Below are 2,863 nucleotides of genomic sequence, written 5' to 3'. Positions count from 1 at the left end.
CGGCGATTCTGGAGTAGCGGCCTGGCACCTGGTCGAACTTGGCCGTGTCCTCGACCCGCGCGATGACGTGGCGCACCTGGCCGCGCTCGACGCGGTCGCGCAGGTCGGCCGGGCCGAGCAGCGGGGTGGCGGGGATGACGACGGCGCGCAGTTTCATCGCGCCGAGCATCACCTCCCACAGCTCGCGCTGGTTGCCGAGCATGACCAGGATCCGGTCGCCGGGCGCGACGCCCTGTCCGCGGAGCCAGTTGGCGGCGGCGCCGGACCGTACGGCGAGCTGCGCGAAGGTGAGGCTCTGGCTGGTGCCGTCCTCCTCGACGATGCGCAGGGCGTCGGCGTCGTTCCCGGCGGCGATGTGGTCGAACCAGTCCAGGGCCCAGTTGAAGCGGTGGGGGCGGGGCCAGGTGAATCCGGCGTGGGCGGCCTCGTAGTCGCCGCGGCGTTCCAGTAGGAAGTCCCGCGCGGCCAGGAATCGCGCGGTGGCGTCGTCCTGCGTGCTCTCGGTCGTCATGACGGGCATCGTGCCGCCTTCGGAGTACGGACCACCAGTGCGGCGTCAGCCGCGAGTTGACGGCTCGGGACGGTACGGGGCCCCGCCCGGGGCCGCGTGTCAGGGCTTGATCGCTCCGAACCGTACGGACACCCCGCCGGCCCCACCTGGCTCTGCCAACCCCTCCACCATCAGCTCCCCCTCGGCGACGATCTCGTCCTTCGCCGCCTTGGGGACCGGGCCGAACAGGTCGACGGTGAGTGCCTGCCCGTCCAGCTTCCACAGGCCGGCGAGGAACCCGTCCACGAGCAGGGTGCAGTGGGCCTGGTTCCCCGTCCACGTGCGCCCCTTGATCTCCGGGGCGACCACACGGGTGCGGTCGGCGTGTGAGAGCAGGAGGTTGTCGAACTCCGGGAGGAAGCGGGGCGGCGCCGGAGTGTCCGCGTCGGGGCGGGGGGCGTCGGGGAGGTCGAAGAGTTCCACGCCTTTCTCGTCCTGGAAGACGAGGAGAGCCGGGCGCAGCCGCTCGAAGGCCTCGCGCAGCCGGGTCAGTCCGGCCCAGGTCTGCATGTCCTTGACGGAGGCGGGCCCGAAGGCGGCGAGGTAGCGCAGCACGACCTCGTCCACGGGCTGTGCGGCGCCGGCGGGCTTCCCGAGCCAGTTCTCGACGGTGGTGAGCCGGACCTGGCCGCTGCGCCCCCATACGCCCCGCGGGGTGACCTGGACGAGTGGCAGCCGGCAGCGGGCGGCGACGGACAGGGACTGCGGGTCGGCGTCGGGCCATTCCTGGAGAAGTTCCTCGCGGATCTCGCCCATGGTGCGCGGCTCGCTCTCGACGAAGGCGCGGGCGCGCTCGGCGAGCTGGTCCAGATCCACTCCCGTGAGCCCCTTGCGGAAGTAGGTGACCTCGCGGTCGCGGGCGGGCTGGACGAGGGGTCTCAGGGTCAGGGCGTCGTGCGCGGTGTGCGTGTGGATCGTCGACCGCATGGTGACCATCCGGACGACCTCGCGGGACTCCATGAGCCCGGCCAGCTCGGCGGGCCGGAAGCCGGCGAGCCGGGCGTGCAGCTGGAAGTAGGGCGGCCTCACGTTCTGCGCCTGCAACCCGAGCAGGTGCGCGACGGCGTCCCCCGCGGACATCTGGGCGCGGCTCAGCAGCAACTGGCGGTCGAGCGTGGCACGGTTCAGAGCGCGGGTGTCGAGCACGGGGTGTGTCGTCCTGGAGGCCATGGCAGCAAACTAGCGCTCCTTGCGGACAGATCCGGTCCGCAACTCCTCCTCCGAAGCGGGCCGGAAAGCCCTCTGGCTCGCCCTCGGCTGCTGAGTGAGCCGCCAGGAGCACGGGTGCCGACTGCGTACGCCGGCTCGTCGGGCACCCAGCGCTTCGAGATCGGATACCTGCTCCGGCAGGCCGCGTACCACCATGGGCTCGCCGACCCGTACCGGCTCTCGGCCCGCCGACAGGCGGAGCCGCACCTGCAGGAACTGAACCGCTTCGCCGAAGCGCGCGTCGTGGCACGGCTGTTCACCGTCGCCGCGAGGGACGCGGTGTAGATCCAACGAGGTGAGGACAAGGTCGAGGCCACCGCCGGCCGAGCAGGCCCGGAAGCCGATGCCACTCGTGACCACGGCCCGGCCCGAGCAGGAACCGCTCACCCCGTCCGCCCGTCATGTCCACGGGGCTTCCAGAGACTTGACATCCTTTACGCTCTTCACCCCGAGGTCCGAGGAGATCCATGGTCGACACCGTCAACTCACTGGCCGCCCGTGTTCACGAACTGCTGGTGGAGGTCCTGACCAATGGTCCCGCCGCGGTGGGCACCGCGGGCTTCCACGATGTCGTCGCGCGCGCCACGGCGCTCGGCCCCGACGGCACGTGGCTCGTCGCCGCGGGCCACGCGAGCCTCGGCGTCCTGGCCGTCCTGCGCGGAGAGGCGGACCAGGTGATCTTTCACCTCGACGCCGCGGTGGCAGCCGGTTACAACGACTGCGTGGCGCTCCACGTCGCCCCCTTACGTTCGTTGCACGGCGATCCCCGCTTCCGGGCCCTGTATCAGCGGATGCGCATCACCGAGGCGGATCTCGACGAGTTCTTCTGGCTGCACCAGGAAATGCAGCTCATGTCGCGGGACGCCCAGACAGCGGCCGTTGACAACATCGGCCGCCTCGACACCGGGGTGTCGCTGCTTCCGCAGGCCCCCATGCCGACCCGGGAACCGAAGACCCTCGGTGTCCTGATCACCCGCATCGACCTCGCGGCGACCCAGACCGCACTCCAACAGGCTGCCCTGAAGATGGAGTTCCAGCGCAGCTCCGGCAATACCAGCCTCGGCCTCATCGACGACTTGTGGGACTACTCCCGTGCCAGGCGTG

General features: G+C 70.9%; 4 protein-coding genes. 2 read left to right on the top strand and 2 right to left on the bottom strand.

Annotated elements, in window-relative coordinates:
- On the bottom strand, positions 1-511 hold a 511-nt coding region (locus tag ACWGIU_RS34560; RefSeq protein ID WP_453712060.1), incomplete at its 3' end, for an AMP-binding protein.
- Positions 512-610: 99 nt separating this feature from the next.
- Entirely contained in the window at positions 611-1,720 is a 1,110-nt protein-coding gene (locus tag ACWGIU_RS34555) for a winged helix DNA-binding domain-containing protein (protein ID WP_453712059.1), read from the bottom strand.
- Between the two features lie 114 nt (positions 1,721-1,834).
- Here ACWGIU_RS34555 and ACWGIU_RS34550 point away from each other — a divergent pair, with 114 nt between their 5' ends.
- Together ACWGIU_RS34550 and ACWGIU_RS34545 are read left to right on the top strand one after the other, a co-directional pair.
- Positions 1,835-2,044, top strand: a complete 210-nt coding sequence (locus ACWGIU_RS34550) for a hypothetical protein (protein WP_453712058.1) — start codon at positions 1,835-1,837, stop codon at positions 2,042-2,044.
- 182 nt (positions 2,045-2,226) lie between these two features.
- A partial coding sequence (locus tag ACWGIU_RS34545; RefSeq protein ID WP_453712057.1) for a hypothetical protein occupies positions 2,227-2,863 on the top strand: 637 nt, incomplete at its 3' end.

This window comes from Streptomyces sp. NPDC054840, assembly GCF_053611065.1.
Note: the sequence above shows the minus strand (reverse complement) of the source record. Positions and strands in the feature narration are given on the sequence as shown.

What these genes read in the sequence shown, in the direction of transcription:
- ACWGIU_RS34555 (WP_453712059.1), bottom strand. Translation starts at nt 1,720, where the DNA reads ATGGCCTCCAGGACGACACACCCCGTGCTCGACACCCGCGCTCTGAAC.